17 protein-coding genes are annotated in these 20,142 nt (G+C 45.8%); 5 read left to right on the forward strand and 12 right to left on the reverse strand.

The annotated features are described in order from the left end of the window. On the reverse strand, nucleotides 1-924 hold the full coding sequence (locus OJ16_RS11690) for an ABC transporter ATP-binding protein (protein ID WP_040990854.1): 924 nt from the start codon (nucleotides 922-924) through the stop codon (nucleotides 1-3). 201 nt (nucleotides 925-1,125) lie between these two features. Further along, the gene (locus tag OJ16_RS11695) at nucleotides 1,126-2,799 is read right to left on the reverse strand and encodes a SulP family inorganic anion transporter (protein WP_040990855.1); all 1,674 of its coding nucleotides are present in this window, start codon (nucleotides 2,797-2,799) and stop codon (nucleotides 1,126-1,128) included. 245 nt (nucleotides 2,800-3,044) lie between these two features. Here OJ16_RS11695 and can point away from each other — a divergent pair, with 245 nt between their 5' ends. Then, nucleotides 3,045-3,713, forward strand: coding sequence for a carbonate dehydratase (gene can, locus OJ16_RS11700; protein ID WP_040990856.1), 669 nt, complete (start codon nucleotides 3,045-3,047; stop codon nucleotides 3,711-3,713). Nucleotides 3,714-3,810: 97 nt separating this feature from the next. On the opposite strand, the gene hpt is transcribed toward can, so the two are convergent. Next, nucleotides 3,811-4,341, reverse strand: a complete 531-nt coding sequence (gene hpt, locus OJ16_RS11705; RefSeq protein WP_040990857.1) for a hypoxanthine phosphoribosyltransferase — start codon at nucleotides 4,339-4,341, stop codon at nucleotides 3,811-3,813. Between the two features lie 407 nt (nucleotides 4,342-4,748). Here hpt and OJ16_RS11710 point away from each other — a divergent pair, with 407 nt between their 5' ends. Further along, nucleotides 4,749-5,363 carry a LuxR/HapR/OpaR family quorum-sensing transcriptional regulator gene (locus OJ16_RS11710; RefSeq protein WP_040990858.1) on the forward strand — a complete coding sequence of 205 codons (615 nt, stop codon included), beginning with the start codon at nucleotides 4,749-4,751 and terminating at the stop codon, nucleotides 5,361-5,363. A 97-nt stretch (nucleotides 5,364-5,460) separates the two neighbouring features. On the opposite strand, the gene lpdA is transcribed toward OJ16_RS11710, so the two are convergent. The 7 genes from lpdA to xerD all read right to left on the reverse strand — a co-directional run bounded on the left by lpdA (nucleotide 5,461) and on the right by xerD (nucleotide 16,460). Continuing rightward, entirely contained in the window at nucleotides 5,461-6,891 is a 1,431-nt protein-coding gene (lpdA, locus tag OJ16_RS11715) for a dihydrolipoyl dehydrogenase (protein WP_040990859.1), read from the reverse strand. Nucleotides 6,892-7,150: 259 nt separating this feature from the next. Next, a complete protein-coding gene (aceF, locus tag OJ16_RS11720) occupies nucleotides 7,151-9,043 on the reverse strand; it encodes a pyruvate dehydrogenase complex dihydrolipoyllysine-residue acetyltransferase (protein ID WP_040990860.1) in 1,893 nt (630 codons plus the stop codon). Between the two features lie 29 nt (nucleotides 9,044-9,072). Next, a complete protein-coding gene (aceE, locus tag OJ16_RS11725) occupies nucleotides 9,073-11,736 on the reverse strand; it encodes a pyruvate dehydrogenase (acetyl-transferring), homodimeric type (RefSeq protein WP_040990863.1) in 2,664 nt (887 codons plus the stop codon). A 31-nt stretch (nucleotides 11,737-11,767) separates the two neighbouring features. Further along, nucleotides 11,768-12,532 carry a pyruvate dehydrogenase complex transcriptional repressor PdhR gene (gene pdhR / locus OJ16_RS11730; protein ID WP_040990865.1) on the reverse strand — a complete coding sequence of 255 codons (765 nt, stop codon included), beginning with the start codon at nucleotides 12,530-12,532 and terminating at the stop codon, nucleotides 11,768-11,770. Nucleotides 12,533-12,999: 467 nt separating this feature from the next. Next, complete coding sequence (recJ, locus tag OJ16_RS11735) at nucleotides 13,000-14,739, reverse strand: single-stranded-DNA-specific exonuclease RecJ (protein WP_040991084.1); 1,740 nt, start codon at nucleotides 14,737-14,739, stop codon at nucleotides 13,000-13,002. A 42-nt stretch (nucleotides 14,740-14,781) separates the two neighbouring features. Then, nucleotides 14,782-15,528, reverse strand: coding sequence for a bifunctional protein-disulfide isomerase/oxidoreductase DsbC (gene dsbC / locus OJ16_RS11740; protein ID WP_040990867.1), 747 nt, complete (start codon nucleotides 15,526-15,528; stop codon nucleotides 14,782-14,784). A gap of 35 nt (nucleotides 15,529-15,563) precedes the next feature. Continuing rightward, nucleotides 15,564-16,460 (reverse strand): site-specific tyrosine recombinase XerD, encoded by an 897-nt coding sequence (xerD, locus tag OJ16_RS11745; RefSeq protein WP_040990869.1) that lies wholly within the window; start codon nucleotides 16,458-16,460, stop codon nucleotides 15,564-15,566. A 169-nt stretch (nucleotides 16,461-16,629) separates the two neighbouring features. Between xerD and fldB the strand changes: the two genes are divergently transcribed. After that, nucleotides 16,630-17,151, forward strand: a complete 522-nt coding sequence (fldB, locus tag OJ16_RS11750; RefSeq protein WP_040991086.1) for a flavodoxin FldB — start codon at nucleotides 16,630-16,632, stop codon at nucleotides 17,149-17,151. Nucleotides 17,152-17,239: 88 nt separating this feature from the next. Here fldB and ampD read toward each other — a convergent pair whose 3' ends face one another. After that, nucleotides 17,240-17,782: a 1,6-anhydro-N-acetylmuramyl-L-alanine amidase AmpD gene (gene ampD, locus OJ16_RS11755; protein WP_040990871.1), complete on the reverse strand. Its 543-nt coding sequence runs from the start codon at nucleotides 17,780-17,782 to the stop codon at nucleotides 17,240-17,242. 133 nt (nucleotides 17,783-17,915) lie between these two features. Between ampD and nadC the strand changes: the two genes are divergently transcribed. Continuing rightward, the gene (gene nadC, locus OJ16_RS11760) at nucleotides 17,916-18,803 is read left to right on the forward strand and encodes a carboxylating nicotinate-nucleotide diphosphorylase (protein ID WP_040990874.1); all 888 of its coding nucleotides are present in this window, start codon (nucleotides 17,916-17,918) and stop codon (nucleotides 18,801-18,803) included. 22 nt (nucleotides 18,804-18,825) lie between these two features. After that, a complete protein-coding gene (locus OJ16_RS20220; RefSeq protein ID WP_236688401.1) occupies nucleotides 18,826-18,951 on the forward strand; it encodes a lipoprotein in 126 nt (41 codons plus the stop codon). A gap of 120 nt (nucleotides 18,952-19,071) precedes the next feature. Here OJ16_RS20220 and lptG read toward each other — a convergent pair whose 3' ends face one another. After that, nucleotides 19,072-20,142: an LPS export ABC transporter permease LptG gene (gene lptG, locus OJ16_RS11765; RefSeq protein WP_040990876.1), complete on the reverse strand. Its 1,071-nt coding sequence runs from the start codon at nucleotides 20,140-20,142 to the stop codon at nucleotides 19,072-19,074.

Genomic DNA, 20,142 nt, shown 5'->3' on the forward strand with positions numbered 1-20,142 from the left:
TTATTCGCCTCGGCTTTGTTGCTGAACGATGCTGACAAACAGCTCTTCCAATCGATTGGCTTTATTGCGCATCGACATCACTTGAATGCCCTGCTCGCTCAGTTGAGCAAACACATGGTTTAAGCCCTTATTTTTGGCAATTTCAATCTCAAGAGAACCATTGATTTCACGTTGAGAAATCACCCCTTCTAGTTGTGGCAGCGCTTGTAGCGTTTCGATATCAAGGATAAAGGTTTCAACATCTAATTTGGACAGCAACGCTTTCATTGAGGTGTTTTCGATCAGCTCACCACGATTAATAATACCGATATTACGGCACAGCATTTCTGCTTCTTCGAGGTAGTGAGTGGTCAAAATAATGGTAATGCCTTGCTCTGAGTTAATCTCTTTAAGGAACTCCCACATTGAACGACGCAGTTCAATATCAACGCCAGCCGTTGGTTCATCAAGAATCAGCAGCTGTGGCTCATGCATCAATGCACGAGCAATCATCAAGCGGCGTTTCATCCCGCCTGAAAGGTTGCGCGCACGTTCTTTACGCTTTTCCCACAAGTCCAATTTTGTCAGGTATTTTTCCGCGCGCTCTTTGGCCAACGATTTAGCCACGCCGTAATAACCCGCTTGCTGCAATACAATCTGCTCCACCGTTTCAAACGGGTTGAAATTGAACTCTTGCGGAACCAAGCCTAGGTTCTGTTTGGCGCGTTCAAGATCGCTATCAATATCAAAACCAAAAATTTTCACTTTGCCGGATGTCTTATTAACCAGAGACGAAATGACGCCAATCGTCGTCGATTTACCAGCACCGTTAGGGCCAAGCAAGGCATAAAAATCGCCTTTTTCGACATTAAGGCTCACGCCTTTTAGCGCCTCAAAACCGCCCGCATAGGTTTTTCTTAACTGGTCTATTTCTAATGCGTACATAATTGTTTGTCTTCTTAATTCAAACCATGCCACTGAATATGAGCAAGTTCACTACTCGGTATGGAATAAGTCTATCGTCGAATGACGATGATTACAATTAAACCCTTTCTGTAAATCCAAATCGCCCCCTCTCCTCAAACAAAAAAATGCCACAGTGTTTCTCCTATGGCATTTTAAAGGTTGTCGTAAAACACATTGCAACTATATCGAGTAAGCCTGATATTCGTCGCTCTCCACCTGCGCCGTCGCTGCACGTAGCGCTTCATAACGGAACGAGTAAATATTTTCGGCCGGTACTAAATCAAGAATGTGGAATTTCTCCAACTGCTGCCAAATTTGCTTATGGGGACACAACAAGTAAACCGCACAGTTCGCATCCAACGCATCATTGATCGCGTTTTCTAAGGCAAGACCGACCGTAACGTCAATCATCGGAACATCGGTCAAATCGAGGATCATCGCTTCATATTCATCGATACTGCTGTGCTGACGCGAGATCGCTTTCGAGACACTAAAAATCATCGGGCCAGAGAGGTAGAAGAATAAAACCTTGCCGTTAGCCTGGTCGAGCATATCTCGCTCACTCTCAGTTAATGGTACATCATCCTCATCCGCATCACTGATCGCCTTCACTTGACGTGCCTGTTCTCGGCTTAAACGCTCAATGATAATAATATTCGAGATAAACACGCCCAAACCAACAGCAGCAATCAAATCCACAAATACCGTCAGCAGCATCACGCCGTACATGATCGCCATACCCTGAACACTGACTTTATGAGCGCGCTGGATAAAACTCCAATCAAGAATATTGAAACCGACATAAACCGCAATGCCCGCCAATACCGCCATCGGAATCGGTTCGGTTAAGCCACCCGCCACCAAAACAACCAACGCCAGCATCAAAGCGCGAATCACACCCGATAAAGGTGAACGCGCCCCAACTTGGATATTGGTCACCGTTCCCATCGTCGCCCCCGCCCCTGGCAGCGCCCCAAAGAGACCAGAGATCATGTTCGCCAAACCTTGGCCACGTAACTCTTTATCTGAATCATGCTCTTTACGCGTCAATGAATCGCCAATCACGGCGGTTAACAAGGTATCAATACAACCTAACGTGCCGAGTACTAAGGCATCGATAACCATGGTTGTAAAGATTTCCGGATTAATATGAGGGATCACAAAAGAAGGTAAGCCGGCCGGGATTTCACCAATACGGCGAATGGACTCGCTATCAAATAAAATGACCGAAAGTAAAGTCACCGCGACGAGCGCGACCAATTGCGCAGGGACGTATTTTCGATATTTGGGAGGAAAGAAAAAAAGGATGCCGAGAGTCAGTAAACCTAAAAACAGCTCACTAAACTTAATGTTGGCTAATGTATCAGGTAACGCCGATAACGTGCCCATCACTCCGCCCGATGGCGCAGCATGGCCTAATAAAGGTGAGAGCTGTAAGATAATTAGAATAACGCCGATACCCGACATAAATCCGGAGATCACGCTATATGGCATCAGAGTAACGTATTTACCCAGTTTTAACGTGCCCAGTAAGACCTGGAAAGCCCCTGCCATCATCACCACAGTGAACGTCATCGCCATCCCGGTTTCAGGATATTTGGCCATCATGCTCGTCAAAACTGCGGTCATGATCACCGTCATTGGACCCGTCGGTTCTGAAATGAGAGTGGAGGAACCACCAAATAGTGCGGCAAATAAACCGACCATGATCGCCCCCCACAAACCAGCCTCTGCACCGGCTCCGGAAGCAACGCCAAATGCGAGCGCCAATGGCAAAGAGATGATCGCGGTCGTCACACCACCAAACAGATCTCCCTTCAAATTGATCTCTTTAAAACGATCTCCAAACACCATATCGCTCCCTGCAATAGTAAACGGCTAAACCGATTTATATTACCAAACGTTACTCGCGATACAACAGTGTTAATTAAGTCACACAGGCGTAACAATCAAGGCAAGCCTAATAAAACCGACAAAGTTAATGATTTTGACGACATCAACACGTCAGATGAGTGCATTTTGATACATTTTTTTAGAGTATGGCTTTGTAACATTGTGTATATTGTGCAGCAGAAACTTTAGGGATGTAAGTAACGACAATGCCGAAAATGAAACAGTTATTCGACAATAACTCGAAATGGTCTGACGAAATCAAATCAGAACGACCTGAATATTTCACCCGTCTTGCAGAGGGACAGAAACCTGACTTTCTTTGGATTGGTTGCTCAGACAGCCGAGTACCTGCAGAACGTTTAACCGGCCTATTTTCTGGCGAATTATTTGTCCACCGAAACGTGGCAAACCTTGTGGTTCATACTGACCTTAACTGTTTATCGGTAGTGCAGTACGCCGTTGATGTTCTCAAGATCAAACACATTATCATCTGTGGCCACTATGGCTGCGGTGGCGTCAATGCGGCGATTGATAACCCGCAACTTGGCCTCATTAATAACTGGTTGCTGCACATTCGTGACATCTACTTCAAACATCGTTCTTACCTAGACCAAATGTCTGAAGAAGACAAAGCCGATAAACTGGGCGAGATCAACGTTGCGGAACAAGTGTATAACTTAGGCAACTCAACCATCATTCAAAATGCTTGGGATCGCGGTCAAGAGGTTGAGATTCACGGCGTGGTTTATGGTATTGATGATGGACGTTTGCAGTATTTAGGTAACCGATCCAATTCAAAAGCATCCGTCGAAGCATCTTACCTCTCTTCACTTGAAGAGATACTTAATCCTGATTTCAAATTGTTGTGTCGCTAATCACGCAGTTTGTTCCGACGAATAAATAGCAAAAAGCCCATCACTTAACCGTCATGGGCTTTTTTAATGTTCACTCAAGCGTTATAAAGCCATTGGCTTATTCTTGAGGAACCACTTTACCGATGTATGGTAAATGACGGTATTTTTGTGCGTAGTCGATGCCTACACCCACAACGAATTCGTCTGGGATTTCAAAACCAATCCACTGAACAGGCACAGCCACTTCACGACGAGAAGGCTTATCAAGCAACGTACAAATTTCGATAGACTTTGGCTCACGCAAAGACAAAATTTCTTTCACTTTCGCTAACGTGTTACCCGTATCGATGATGTCTTCAACCAACAACACATCTTTGCCTTTGATATCATCATCAAGGTCTTTCAAGATACGCACATCACGCGAGCTTTCCATGGTGTTGCCGTAGCTAGAGGCGGTCATGAAATCAACTTGGTGAGTAAGTTCAATCGAACGCGCAAGGTCAGCCATAAAGACGAATGAGCCACGTAGTAAACCAACCAAGACAAGATCTTCACTGCCCTGGTAATGAGCTGTGATCTGTTTACCTAATTCACGCACACGTTCCTGAACTTCCTGCTCAGAAATCATTACTTCTATTGTATGTTTCATACCACTCTCGCTTGTCATTTTTAGCGTCTAATAATAGTAGCTCAGACACCGTTGGGCGTTTGCAAGCGCGTAGTTTAACACCAGCACAGAAAGAGAATAAACCTTAAGCAGCAACAATTCTTTGAAACAAGATAAAAAACAGTATGACCTTTCGCACGTTACTAACAAAATTGATTATTAAGTATACTGAAAATGTTGACCATAAGCATATGCACCATTACACTCATTACCGCGATATAACACTAATAATAATATATAAATTAGGGCATAGCCCATTTACTGAAAAGTGCCTTAAATCTAAGGTCAGTTTACTCTTACTTCAGTAGATATCGCATGAAATAAGAGAACCTCAGAGTACTGATGCACATGGACGGTAATCAACTCATTTGGCAAGGATTAATACGTATATGGACTCGATAACAAAAAGACCACGCACCCGCCTCTCGCCCAAAAAGCGTAAGCAGCAATTAATGGATATCTCTCTTGATGTCTTTGCTCGTCGTGGCATTGGCCGTGGTGGCCACGCCGATATTGCAGAAATCGCACAAGTTTCTGTGGCGACTGTATTCAACTATTTTCCTACTCGCGAAGATTTAGTGGATGACGTACTGAACTATGTCGTCCGTCAGTTTTCCAATTTTCTTTCGGATAATATTGACCTAGATTTGCACGCGAGAGAAAACCTCGCAACCCTTACATCAGAAATGGTGAAGCTGATTGCCGAAGACTGTCACTGGCTTAAAGTGTGGTTCGAGTGGAGTGCTTCAACACGTGATGAAGTATGGCCACTGTTTGTCAGCACCAACCGAACCAATCAACTGCTCGTGCAGAATATGTTCATTAAGGCGATGGAACGCGGTGAAATATGCAATGAGCATGATCCCGCTGAGCTTGCGACCTTATTCCATGGCATTTGCTACTCACTGTTTGTGCAGGCAAATCGCAACACGGATGAGCAAGCAATGTTGAAGCTAGCGGACAGCTATCTAAACATGTTGTGCATTTATAAAGAAAAAGCGTAGATTTCCCCGCAGTCGATATTCATCGTCGAGCAAATCAAAAGATTCAACGAAAAAAAAACCGCAGCCAAGGCTGCGGTTTCTGTTTATTCAGTATGTGTTACTTTTTCTTTTTCACTGCTTTTTTGTTTGGCAGGTCAGTAATTGAGCCTTCAAACACTTCCGCCGCTAGACCCACTGACTCATGTAGAGTTGGGTGAGCGTGGATAGTCAGTGCGATGTCTTCAGCGTCACAACCCATTTCGATTGCAAGACCAATTTCACCAAGTAGTTCACCACCGTTAGTACCCACGATAGCACCACCAATGACGCGGTGAGTCTCTTTGTCGAAGATTAGCTTAGTCATACCGTCTGCACAGTCAGAAGCGATTGCACGACCTGATGCTGCCCATGGGAATGTTGCCACTTCGTACTTGATGCCTTCCGCTTTCGCTTCTTTTTCTGTTTTACCAACCCACGCCACTTCTGGCTCAGTGTACGCAATTGAAGGGATCACTTTAGGGTCGAAGTAGTGTTTCTTACCAGAAATAACTTCTGCCGCTACGTGGCCTTCATGCACACCTTTGTGCGCAAGCATTGGTTGGCCAACGATGTCGCCGATCGCGAAGATGTGCGGTACGTTAGTACGCATTTGCTTATCAACATTGATAAAGCCACGCTCATCAATTTCGATACCTGCTTTCGCGCCATCGATAAGTAGACCGTTTGGTACACGACCAATAGCAACAAGAACCGCATCGTAACGCTCAGCTTCTGCTGGCGCTTTTTTGCCTTCCATCGAAACGTAGATACCGTCTTCTTTCGCTTCAACCGCGGTCACTTTGGTTTCAAGCATCAAGTTGAATTTCTTCTCGATGCGTTTTGTGAATACCTTAATGATGTCTTTGTCTGCTGCTGGGATAACTTGGTCGAACATCTCAACTACGTCTACTTTAGAACCCAGTGAGTGGTAAACCGTACCCATTTCAAGACCGATGATACCACCGCCCATGATCAGCAGTTTCTCTGGAACTTCTTTCAGCTCAAGAGCATCCGTTGAATCCCAAATACGTGGGTCTTCATGTGGAATGAATGGCAGTTTGATCGGACGAGAACCCGCCGCAACGATCGCGTTGTCAAAGTTAACAACCGTTGGTTCGCCTTCGCCTTCTACAAGAATAGAATTAGGACCCGTGAATTTGCCGTAACCGTTTACAACCGTTACGTCACGCATCTTAGCCATACCGCTAAGACCACCAGTCAGCTGAGTGACTACTTTTTCTTTCCACAAACGAATCTTATTGATATCTGTCTGTGGTTCGCCAAATACGATACCGTGCTCAGAAAGTGCTTTTGCTTCTTCGATAACTTTCGATACGTGCAGTAGTGCTTTTGATGGAATACAGCCTACGTTAAGACAAACACCACCAAGAGTGCTGTAACGCTCAACTAGCACAGTTTCAAGACCTAGGTCTGCACAACGGAAGGCAGCAGAGTAGCCAGCAGGACCAGAACCAAGTACAACAACTTGGGCTTTAATTTCTTTGCTCATTTTGACCTCTTGTAGTCATTATCCCTAACAGGCTGAATGGGTATTGAGATTATTGTTTCAAACGTTTTTGATAGTTTTAAACTGTTTTTCAGACCGTCAATAGTTTACAGAGATGTTAACGATGTGAAAAGTAATTCAATTTAGCCTGTGAGCTAGACAACAATTCGACGCTCTATGCCACGCATAGAAGGATCCAATTATTTAAATATCTTTGATAGAAGAGGCGGCAAAATGCCGCCTCTGGTTCGTCTAGTCTAAATTAAAGAACAAGACGACGAATGTCTGATAGCGCACTGTTTAGGTAAGTAATGAAACGCGCACCTTCAGCACCATCAATCACACGGTGATCGTATGACAGTGACAGTGGAAGTTGTAGACGCGGTTCAAATTCTTTACCGTTCCAAACCGGTTTGATTTCAGACTTAGACACACCAAGGATGCCCACTTCTGGTGCATTTACGATTGGCGTAAATGCAGTACCACCGATGCCACCAAGGCTCGAGATAGTGAAACAGCCACCTTGCATGTCCGCAGCGGTCAGCTTACCAGAACGTGCTTTCTTAGACACAACCATTAGCTCTTCAGAAAGCTCGTAGATGCCTTTTTTGTTCACGTCTTTAAATACTGGAACAACCAGACCGTTTGGCGTATCAACAGCAATACCTACGTTCACGTATTTCTTCAGGATGATGCTTTCGCCATCGTCAGAAAGTGAAGAGTTAAATGCTGGGAATGCTTCTAGTGCTTTCGCAACGGCTTTCATGATGAACACAAGTGGTGTGATCTTCATGCCAGTGTCGTTCTTCGCTTCGATTGCGTTCTGTTCTTTACGGAATGCTTCTAGCTCAGTGATGTCAGCGTTATCCCACTGTGTAACGTGTGGGATCATTACCCAGTTACGGTGCAGGTTAGCGCCTGAAATCTTCTTGATCTTAGAAAGAGGCTTAACTTCTGTCTCACCAAACTTGCTGAAATCAATCTTCGGCCATGGAAGCAGACCAAGAGCGCTGCCGTCGCCGCCTTTGCTTGCTGCCGCAGCACCAGACTCAAGACGTTTCAGAGCATCTTTAACGTAAGACTGTACGTCTTCTTTCAGGATACGGCTCTTACGACCCGAACCTTTCACCTTAGAAAGGTTAACGCCAAATTCACGAGCAAGACGACGAACCACTGGAGATGCGTGCGCGTAGTCACCGTTCTCTTGGAAGTCGCCCGCTGCTGCTGGAACTGCCGCTTCTGCTTTCGGTGCCGCTGCAACAGGTGCTGCCGCTTGCGCTGGAGCTGCTTGAGCAACTGGAGCCGCGACTGGCGCTGCGCCTGCTACTTCAAAGACCATGATTAAAGAACCAGTCGTTACTTTGTCGCCAGCAACAATTTTGATCTCTTTGATCGTACCTGCGAATGGTGCTGGTACTTCCATCGAAGCTTTGTCGCCTTCAACCGTGATTAGAGATTGCTCTTCTTCCACTGTATCGCCAACCGCGACCATGATTTCAGTCACTTCAACTTCATCACCACCGATGTCCGGTACGTGTACATCTTTTGCTGCAGACGCTGCTGGAGCCGCTGCAACTGGTGCTGCCGCTGGAGCTACAGGTGCTGAACCCGCCGCTGCGCCAACTTCAAAGATCATCACAAGTGAACCCGTTGATACTGAGTCGCCTACTGCAATTTTGATTTCTTTCAGTGTACCCGCAAATGGTGCTGGTACTTCCATAGAAGCTTTGTCGCCTTCAACCGTTAGAAGAGATTGCTCTTCTTCAATCGAGTCGCCAACCGCTACCATGATTTCAGTCACTTCTACTTCATCGCCACCAATGTCTGGTACGTGAACTTCTTTCAATTCGACTGCCGCTGCTGCCGCAGGAGCCGCTACTGGAGCTGCTTCAACCGCTGGAGCAGATGCAGCTTGCGCTGCACCCTCGGCTTCGAAAATCATGATTAGAGAACCAGTAGAAACCGAGTCGCCAACGGCGATTTTGATTTCTTTAACGATACCTGCTTGAGATGCAGGAACTTCCATAGAAGCTTTATCGCCTTCAACTGTGATTAGAGACTGCTCTTCTTCAACCTTGTCGCCAACGCTTACAAGAATCTCAGTAACTTCAACCTCATCCGCACCGATGTCTGGTACATTAATTTCGATTGCCATTGCTTATCTACCTTTTAATTAAGCGTTGCTTATGCGTATTGTGGGTTCGTTTTTTCAGTGTCGATGTTGAATTTCTTGATTGCTTCAACAACCACAGATTTATCCATATCGCCACGTTTCACAAGCTCAGTAAGAGCTGCAACTACCACGTAACCTGCGTTCACTTCGAAGTGACGACGTAGATTTTCACGGCTGTCTGAACGACCGAAGCCATCAGTACCCAATACTTTGTAAGATTCAGCAGGAACGAATGCACGTACTTGCTCAGCGTAGTTCTTCATGTAATCGGTCACTGCGATTGCAGGTTCGTTACCAAGAACAGTCGTGATGTACGGCACTTTCGCTTCAGCTTCAGGGTGTAGCATGTTGTCACGCTCTACCGCTTGGCCATCACGAGTTAGCTCGTTGAATGACGTTACAGAGAAAATGTCAGACGCAACGCCGTAATCTTCGCTTAGAATCTGCGCAGCTTTACGCGCTTCGTTCATGATAGTACCAGAGCTCATCAACTGAACTTTGCCTTTACTACCTGCGTAAGACTCAAGCTTGTAGATACCCTTACGAATGCCTTCTTCAGCGCCTTCTGGCATTGCTGGCATTGCGTAGTTTTCGTTCATTACCGTTAGGTAGTAGTAAACGTTCTCTTGGTTCTCACCGTACATGCGACGAATACCGTCTTGCATGATTACCGCTAGCTCGTAAGCAAACGTTGGATCGTAAGAGATACAGTTAGGTACTGTGTTCGCCATGATGTGCGAGTGACCGTCTTCGTGCTGTAGACCTTCACCGTTTAGCGTTGTACGACCCGCAGTCGCGCCTAGTAGGAAGCCACGTGCTTGTTGGTCACCTGCTAGCCATGCCATGTCACCAATACGTTGGAAACCGAACATTGAGTAGTAGATGTAGAATGGGATCATTGGTAGATCGTTGGTGCTGTATGAAGTTGCTGCTGCAACCCAAGACGCCATTGAACCTAGCTCGTTGATACCTTCTTGTAGAACCTGACCTGAAGTCGCTTCTTTGTAGTAAGACACTACGCCGCGGTCTTCTGGAGTGTATTCTTGACCGTGTGGGTTGTAGATACCAACCTGACGGAATAGACCTTCCATACCGAATGTACGCGCTTCATCACAGATGATAGGAACGATGTTCTTACCAATGTTCTTATCTTTAAGAAGAATGTTTAGCGTACGTACATAAGCCATTGTGGTCGAGATTTCACGCTTTTGCTCACCAAGAAGCGGCGCAAATTCTTCTAGCTCAGGAACTTTGAATTCTTGAGTGAATTTAGGCAGACGCGCAGGTGTATAGCCGTGTAGAGCTTTACGACGAGCGTGCATGTATTCGTACTCAGGCGTGCCTTCTTCCAGTTTCAAGTATGGAAGTTCTTTGATCTTCTCATCTGAAAGGATGTCTTCTAGACCTAGGCGATCACGTAGGTGTTGAACATGAGTCATGTCCATTTTCTTCACACCGTGCGCAATGTTCTTACCTTCTGCAGCATCACCCATACCGTAACCTTTAACTGTTTTCGCTAGGATTACAGTTGGTTTACCGTTGGTTTCTTTTGCATTGTTGAACGCAGCAAACAGTTTAGATGAATCATGACCACCACGCTTAAGTGCGAAGATTTCGTCATCAGTCATATCTGCAACAAGTGCCGCTGTTTCTGGGTACTTACCAAAGAAGTGCTCACGTACGTAGGCGCCATCTTTCGATTTGAATGTCTGGTAATCACCATCGATCGTTTCGTTCATTAGCTGAAGAAGCTTACCAGTGGTGTCTTTCGCCAGTAGTGAATCCCAGTTGCTACCCCAAATAACTTTAACAACGTTCCAACCAGCGCCTTTAAATAGGCCTTCTAGTTCTTGGATGATGCTACCGTTACCCATAACCGGGCCATCTAGGCGCTGTAGGTTACAGTTGATTAGGAAACATAGGTTGTCTAGTTTTTCACGTGCAGCGAATGAGATCGCACCGCGTGATTCTGGCTCATCCATCTCACCGTCGCCTAGGAAGGCATAAACGCGTTGAGCTGAAGTTTGCTTAAGACCACGGCCATCAAGGTACTTCAGGAAGCGCGCTTGATAGATAGCTGAAATTGGACCTAGACCCATTGATACCGTTGGGAACTGCCAGAATTCAGGCATTAGTTTAGGATGCGGGTATGAAGGGATACCTTTACCATCGACTTCTTGACGGAAGTTATCTAGCTGTTCTTCAGTTAGACGACCTTCAACGAATGCTCGAGAGTAGATACCTGGAGAGATATGGCCTTGGTAGTACACCAAGTCACCACCATCCGTCTCGTTCGGAGCGCGGAAGAAGTGGTTGAAACATACTTCGTAGAATGCTGCTGCAGACTGGTAAGAAGCCATGTGACCACCTAGGTCTAGGTCTTTCTTAGACGCGCGAAGTACAATCATGATCGCGTTCCAGCGAATGATTGAACGAATACGACGCTCTAGCGTGGTATCACCTGGGTAAGCAGGTTCTTGCGCAGCTGGGATTGTGTTGATGTAATTTGTGTTGATACCTGTAGCCATATCAACGCCATCAAGACGAGCTTTATCCAAAACTTGCTCTAGTAAATATTGAGCGCGTTCTACACCTTCTTCACGTACTACTGATTCAAGCGCTTGCAGCCAATCTTGAGTTTCCAGTGCATCTACGTCATGCTTCATATCAGACATGCCGATCTATCCTTCTGTTGGTTGGATCTACTTATTCGTTACCCTGCTGAATTCGACGTAGAGAGCGCTCACGTCGAGACTCTTCACGAGTCAAATCCAACAATATTTCTTCGATATAAGCCAAATGGGAATGGGACATTTCACGCGCCTTTTCTGGCTGACCAGAAACAATCGCATCCACAATATTGGCTCGGTGCTTACTTACTTTCTCCACCACTTCTTGTCGGCGGTGAAGCAATTTCAAATTCTGTACTATATTTTGCTCAAGTAATGGTGCAAGACTGCGCACAATATGCAGTAAAACCACATTATGAGCGGCTTCGGTTAATGCAATGAGAAATTGCATTACGGCCGCTGCTTCCGCTTCAACATCTTGCTTATCTTGTTGGGCACCAATGCCTTCTAACGAGGCTTGAATACGAGCAAAATCTTCATCAGTACCACGCAACGCTGCAAAATAAGCCGAAATACCTTCCATCGCATGGCGCGACTCCAGTAAATCTAATTGAGTTTCTGAATGGCTCGACAATAAATTTAGCAGAGGATCCGAAAAGCCTTTCCAAATATTCTCACTAACAAACGTACCGCCACCTTGACGACGAGTTAGGAGACGCTTGGCTTCCAAACGCTGGATGGCTTCACGAATCGAAGGACGAGAAACGTCGAACTGTTTCGCCAGTTCGCGCTCTGGTGGCAATTGTTGCCCCGGAGACAATGTTCCTTCTACTATCAACCTTTCAAGCTCTTGTTCAATGACATCGGAGAGCTTAGGCTGACGAATCCTTTGATAAGCCATAAATTATCGTTCTTTACTCTTTGCAGTTAATTGGTCATACCAATTTAGTGTGGGAAGAAATTAACATATTAAAAAAGCAAATTCCAGCCAAAAATTGACCCAAATCATAAAACCGAACCGCCAGCAACCAAGCGTTAACATAATTAATATCAAATACTGATAAAAATGGTCAGTCCAATTACAAAAGAGAAACAAACCCACCTAAACAGTGAGAAGCATCACACTATAATTGGTTAGTTTTAAAGAAGTATGAACAAATATGGCAAATCATTTTTGTTTACTGTTTTTTTTCTGCAAAAACGTAAATAAGTTGTGTTTTGACCACACAAAAGCCCAGTGGGGAAGAGGAACAATCCGTCGAGAAGAGAAGAGAAGAGAAGAGAAGAGAAGAGAAGAGAAGAGAAGAGAAGAGAAAGCGTGACGACACTTTAGGTCAGTGTCGCCACGGATATTAACGCGAGAATGGGCTATTTCGCCTCAAGATGGTCGATCAGCAATTGCAACGATTGATTCCCACGAAACTCGTTAATATCGAGCTTGTAAGCAAGGCGCACCGTTTTAACGGACGCATCAGGCCAACGGCGTAAATCAACATTAAACGCAATGCCATCAATCATAATGTTGGTTGGGTGGCCTTTAAACAATGGTTCTAACATCAATTTAAGGTGCTTTTCGCCCACTAATTTTTGGTGCAATACTTTAAATTCACCATCAAAAACCGGCTCTGGGAATGATTGCCCCCAAGGACCTCCCCCGCGTAACATTTGCGCCACGTGCATTGAAAATTCTTCGGGCTGTAGCTCACCATCAGAAAGAACAATCCCTTTGAGCGCCGCTTCATCGAGTTCTTCTTTCACTGCTTGATCGTATAAACGAGCAAAGCGGTCAAAGTTTTTCTCCTCAATCGATAAGCCCGCGGCCATCGCGTGGCCACCAAATTTAAGGATCAAACCTGGGTTCTGCGTATCAATGCGATCTAAGACATCTCGCATGTGTAAGCCTGGAACCGAACGACAAGAGCCTTTAATGATGCCATCCCCACCATCAGCAAATGCGATCACAGGGCGATGAAACTTATCTTTAATGCGAGAGGCTAAAATACCAATGACACCTTGATGCCAATCGCGTTGGAACAACACCAAACCAAACGGAAGTACCGCATTTTCACCAAACTGTAAGCGCTCACAAAAAGCCATTGCTTCTTGTTTCATGCCCTCTTCGATTTCTTTACGAGTTTGGTTAAGGCCATCCAATTCACTCGCCATACGGCGCGCGGCATGAATGTTGTTACTCAACAGTAACTCCACACCAAACGACATGTCATCGAGGCGGCCGGCGGCGTTAATGCGTGGCCCAAGAGCAAAACCAAAGTCCGAAGCGACGAGACGGCTGGCGTCTTTTTTGGCCACTTCAATCAACGCTTGAATACCAGGACGAGCAAGACCAGCACGAATACGCTGCAATCCTTGGTGGACTAAAATTCGGTTATTTTCATCCAAAGAAACGACGTCAGCGACCGTGCCAAGAGCGACCAGATCAATCAACTCCATTAACTTAGGCTCAGCGATGCCTTGTTGATTAAACCAGCCAAGGTTGCGCATATGCACGCACAGAGCCATCATCAAATAGAAAGCAACACCCACACCCGCCAATGATTTCGACGGAAAAGCACACTCTTGTAGATTAGGGTTCACCATCGCATCTGCGATCGGTAATTCCGATCCCGGCAAGTGATGATCGGTGACAAGAACTTGTAAGCCTTGTTCTTTGGCGTAGCGCACGCCTTCAATCGATGACACACCGTTATCGACGGTCATGATCACTTGCGCCCCAATCGAGATGGCCTGATCAACCACTTCGGGACTTAATCCATAACCATCTTCAAAACGATTGGGAACCAAATAGTCCACGTTACTGCTACCGAGCATACGCAATGCTAATACGGAAAGCGCTGAACTGGTCGCGCCATCTGCATCAAAATCCCCGACCACAATAATGCGTTGGTTATTCTTAATCGCTTCAAAAAGCAATTCAACGGCCAGTTGAATGCCATGCAATTTTTGATACGAGTGGAGCCCACGCACACCATTGTCTAACTGCTGGGTAGAGCAGATACCGCGACTGAGGTACAGGCGACGTAATAGCGGAGCAATCGAATCCGGTAACAGGGAAATATCGACTTCAGGGCGGCGTTGAATTTCTATCATCATAAAATAAAAGTAGGCTCTATTGAGCCTACTTCCTTGTGGTTATTTCTGTTCTAGACGTTGCAGCAATTTTTCTGCTGGCACATAACCGCCCACCATTTCACCGCTTGGTAAGAAGATGGCTGGCGTACCACTAATACCCAACTCGCGACCCAACATATATTGTTTTTGAATCGTATCTTGGCACTGTGCAAAGTTATCGCCTTTCGCTGGGAATGTACGATTCACTTTACCATCGTGCATTGCCGTTTGTGGATCATCAGCACACCAGATAGAAGCCATTTGATCGGCAACATCACCGACAGGGCCTTGGCGTGGGAACGCCATGTAGCGAACGGTAATGCCTAGCTTGTTGTAATCTTGCAATTCACGGTGCAATTTAACGCAGTAACCACAGGTAATGTCGGTAAATACCGTCACCACATATTTTTCATTGTCGGCTTTAAATTCAATCACTGAATCTTTCATTGCCTCAACTTTAGCCGCATTAATGGGCGCTTGACGCATAGCGATCACGTCTTGGTAGCCGCCATTGTCATCTAATTGATACAGCGACCCTGCAATAAAGTATTCGCCATCCGGTGACGCGAATAACACGCCACCGTTACTTTGTACTTCAACAAGACCTTTGATGTCTGACGGCACGACATCCGTCACCTGCAAGCCCAACTTAGCAAAGCGCTCAGCCAGATCGGCTTTATTAATTTGTGTCTCGCTACTTGCGTTAGCAAAAGAAGCTGCTGCAAAAAAAGGCAACGCAAGTAATGTCATTCGGCGTAATACGCTCATTCTATTCACCTTAAATAAAATCTCTAACGCAAGAGCTAAGCCCTTGGATGATGCTCACTATGAAGCTGTTTCAGACGCTCTGTCGCGACGTGAGTATAGATTTGTGTGGTCGACAAGTCACTATGTCCTAACAACATCTGCACCACACGAAGATCAGCACCATAGTTTAGCAAGTGTGTCGCAAACGCATGGCGTAAGACGTGTGGAGAAAGCAGATCGGTATCAATCCCCGCCAACACCGCATAATACTTAATACGATGCCAAAAGGTTTGACGAGTCATTTGCCTTGCACGTTTACTCGGAAAAACCACATCCGAGGTTTTTTCCCCAAGTAACTCAGACCGCCCTTGTTGGATAAAAGTTTCAATCCATTCGATCGCATTTTCACCCATCGGCACTAAGCGCTCTTTGCCACCTTTACCCGTGACCCGCACCACACCTTGACGCAAGCTGATGTTTTCCATCGTCAAGCTCACTAATTCCGTCACACGAAGGCCCGTCGCATAAAGCAGCTCCAGCATCGCTTTGTCACGCAATTCAATTGCATCATTGGTGTCTGGCGCATTCAGCAAGGCATCAACCTGCAATTCGCTGAGATCTTTCGGTAGCCGCTTCGGTAGCTTCGGACTCACCAGCAAAGCACTTGGGTCATCGATGCGCACTTTTTCTCGATGCAAATATTGAAACAAACGACGAATAGCGGAAAGCATTCGTGCACGAGAGCTCTGCTTATAATCTTGGTCGGCTAACCAAGATTGATATTCTTGAAGTCCCGATAGACTAATAAAATCGAGGCGATAATTGTGCTTTGTCATCCAAGCCAGTAGCTTGAATAAATCGGTACGATAAGACGCCAACGTATTTTCTGATAAGCCTCTTTCCATCCACATCGCATCAAGAAATTGTTCAACAACCCCTTGATCCGGTGACATTACATCTGACACAACGACTCTCTAATTATTCACTTCATATTTATCTTTACTGTAAATGCATACAGCTAACAAAGCCATAAAAAATCCAATTGGTGGCGGATATTCACTGCAAAGCAGAGCCTTTTATGGTTAAAATTCTCTAACACTCCATTTAGAAAGATAAACGATGATGAAAATCGGTCTGTTTTACGGTTCAACTACTTGCTACACCGAAATGGCAGCAGAAAAAATGCGCGCGATTATGGGTGACGACTTAGTGGATATTCACAACGTCAAAGCGTCTCCCCTTTCGACAATGGCAGATTACGATTTATTGATCTTGGGTATTTCTACCTGGGACTTTGGTGAAATCCAAGAAGATTGGTTGGCACTCTGGGATACGATTGATAGCCTACCGCTGCAAGGCAAAACCGTGGCACTCTTTGGCCTTGGTGATCAAGAAGGCTACGGCGAATGGTATTTAGATGCGATGGGTCTATTGCACGACCAAGTCAAACAGGCGGGGGCGACCATTGTCGGTTACTGGCCTAATGACGAGCAATATGAATTTGAAGCGTCTAAAGCGCTCACCGAAGACGGCTCTATGTTCGTTGGTTTAGCGCTTGATGAAGACTCCCAATATGAGTTAAGCGATGAGCGTATCGCCACTTGGGTTGAACAAGTACTGACAGAATATCAGGCTACGCTTTAAGACTTGGGGCACGAGCGAGAGGCAAGAGTGGCGAATCGAGAAACGCACACTGTTACCTCTCGAACGTTGTGTTCTCAATTATCGCAATTCAACCTAACGCCTCTCTGTATCTCAACCAGTCAAACACCAAGCCCGGATCGGTCTTACGTAGCGGTGCAATATATTGATGGCCGGTAATACGAGGAACGGTAATCTGAGGATAAGACTGCATCAATTGCATACTCAGTGTTGTTAGCGACTGATATTGCTCATCACTGTAAGCCACATAATCACTGCCTTCCATCTCGATCCCTATCGAATAATCATTACAACGCTCACGCCCTGCAAAGCTCGATGCCCCCGCATGCCAAGCACGATCAAGAAACGAAACAAACTGCACCACTTCCCCATCACGACGAATCAAACAATGTGCAGAAACGCCCATTTGATGAATGACACCAAAAAACGGGTATTCGTTCGGGTCAAGCTGACCAAGAAAAAATTGCTCGATATACGGCCCGCCAAATTGGCCGGGTGGCAAACTGATGTTATGGATAACCAATAGAGAAATATCTTGTTTATCATTACGTTGATCAAAAAATGGCGAAGGCACATGCCGTGCCGATTGGTACCAGCCTTGAGGATCAATCATTGGAGTCCGACTCATTTTCCATAACCGAGTCCAATTTTAGCGTTTTACCACCGAAATGCGAGATTAATGGCTGAATTTCACACGGAGTCAGCGTATCATTTCCTTCTCTGTTCAACTGCGTATTAGATTTGCGATGAAAAACACACACAATAGCCAAGAGCGTCTTGAATATTTGAAGCAGCAGCTTCCAGTAGAGATCACACGTGCTGTCAGCGAGACTTTAAAAGAAGATCTCGGCGGCACCCTCGATGTTGCGAACGACATCACCGCAACTCTTATTCCTGCGGACGCGTATAACGAAGCCACGATCATTACACGTGAACATGGCATTTTTTGCGGTCAAGCTTGGGCAGATGAAGTCTTCAAACAGCTTGGCGGTGAAGTGACCATTGAATGGCACGTTAAAGATGGTGATACGGTCGAACCAAACCAAGTGCTTTGCACTCTGGCTGGGCCTTCGCGCATCCTATTGACTGGCGAACGCAATGCCATGAACTTTATTCAGACACTGTCTGGCTGCGCAACCACTGTGGCGCGTTATGCAGAAAAAATTGCGGGTACCGATTGCCGCTTGCTTGATACGCGTAAGACGATCCCTGGTCTACGCAGCGCACTAAAGTACGCGGTCGCATGTGGTGGTGGTTACAACCATCGTATCGGTGTGTTTGATGCGTATCTTATTAAAGAAAACCACATCATCGCTTGTGGTGGCATCGCTCAAGCCGTCAGCACAGCAAAAGAACTCAACCCAGGTAAGCCGGTTGAAGTGGAAACGGAAAGCCTAGAAGAGTTGAAAGAAGCGATTGAAGCGGGCGCGGATATCATCATGCTCGATAACTTTAGCACCGATATGATGCGTGAAGCGGTGGCGATTAACGCCGGTCGCGCGGCACTCGAAAACTCAGGCAACGTGACACTTGATACCATTCGTGAATACGCAGAAACCGGAGTTGATTACATCTCTGTCGGTGCGTTAACGAAGCATCTAAAAGCAATGGACCTATCAATGCGTTTTAAATAATGCGTTTTAGAGAAGGCAGCGAATGATGAAAAAATACTTAAGCATTATCTTTACCTTTCTAGCGCTCTCTGGCTGCGCCACCTTTGAAGAAGGCGTGACCTCAATTGCAGACGATTTGAATCGTAAAGCTCACGGTGATTTTGATTAATTAAATCGCCATGACAGCGATACAAAAAAAGCCCTTATCGATGAATAAGGGCTTTTTTATATCTAATGGCTCACTACAACGCTAGCACTGACAACTCAGAGGCTAGCCGTATAACTGAGACTACAATTTACGGCGCAGAAGCATCACAGCAATGCTGAGGAAAACAATGCTCGGCATTATTGCCCCTATCGCTGGCGGAATGTTGTACACCAAGCTCAAAGGCCCAAAGAACTCACTCGAAATATAGAACGAGAAGCCTGCAACAACACCAGATAGGATTCGAGCGCCCATGGTCACACTACGCAGTGGACCAAAAATAAATGATAGCGCCATCAGCATCATCACACCAATCGAGAACGGCTGGGTGACCTTACGCCAAAACGCCAACTCATAGCGCGAGGCATCTTGCTCTGAATCTTTCAGATAATTGACATAATCGTATAAGCCGAGCAACGATAATTCTTCTGGTTTCACCGTCACGACCGCTAAACGCTCGGGTTCCAGTGACGTAGTCCAATTAAGTTCTGGAAGACTTTCTTTCGATAAACGAACAGGATCCGACATACTCGACACTTGCACGTCTTTCATTTTCCAGTTTTTATCACCGACGTATTCCACGCTCTTGGCGTAAAAGACTTTTTGTAGATGCTTATCATCATCAAAACGCCACATCTGCAAGCCATAGAGCTTTTCATCTTCGATTTTACCAATAAAGATAAAGTCATTCGCATCACGCGCCCAAACCCCAGTTCGGACAGACATAATCGCGCCATTGCTGGTCGAGAACGCACGTAAATCTCGCGCCATTTTCTGCGCTTGTGGTGCCCCCCACTGACCCAGTAACGTGACAATAATCATTAACGGTACTGCGGTTTTCAGTACCGACAAACCGATATCCAGCTTTGAAAAGCCAGCTGCCTGCATCACCACCAGCTCAGAGCTCGAGGCTAACATCCCCAAACCAATCAATGCACCCAATAGCGCCGCCATTGGGAAAAACATTTCAATATCACGCGGAATGCTTAAGCCCACAAAGAACAATGCTTGGATTAAGTCGTAAGAGCCTTGACCCACTTTACGCAACTGCTCGACATATTTGATGATCGCAGAAAGACCAACAAACGTTGCCAAGACCATCGTCGTGGTCGCAATAATCGTTCGGCCAATATAAAGGTCTAAAATCTTAAACAC

Source organism: Vibrio renipiscarius, from assembly GCF_000827885.1.
Lineage (GTDB): Bacteria > Pseudomonadota > Gammaproteobacteria > Enterobacterales > Vibrionaceae > Vibrio > Vibrio renipiscarius.